The sequence below is a fragment of the Rhizobium sp. SVR5-9E genome, from assembly GCF_056755095.1.
Map to the genome: position 1 here is coordinate 1 of NZ_JBNDHS010000561.1, position 252 is coordinate 252.

Annotated in this window: 1 protein-coding gene; it reads right to left on the reverse strand. The window is 62.3% G+C overall.

What is annotated here, in order from left to right:
* Window positions 1–252, reverse strand: a 252-nt coding sequence (locus ACPYOJ_RS36065) for a hypothetical protein (protein WP_481420488.1), incomplete at both ends; no start/stop codon positions are given.

Genomic DNA, 252 nt, shown 5'->3' on the forward strand with positions numbered 1-252 from the left:
ATCGTGCCGAGATTGCTGACAGTCTGGAAGTCGCCTTGCAGGAAGATGCCGGCGGCGTTCTGCCCGACCGTGATCGTGCCGGTGGCGGTGTTGGTGATCGTGGTGTTGTCACTGATCGCCAGAATGCCGCCGGAGAATCCGGTGGAATCGCCGGCCGTGATCGCTCCGGCATTGGTGATGATTGCACTGCCGAACGCAAAGATGCCGCTTGCACCGTCGCCGCCCGTGATCGTGCCGGTCGCATAGTTGGTG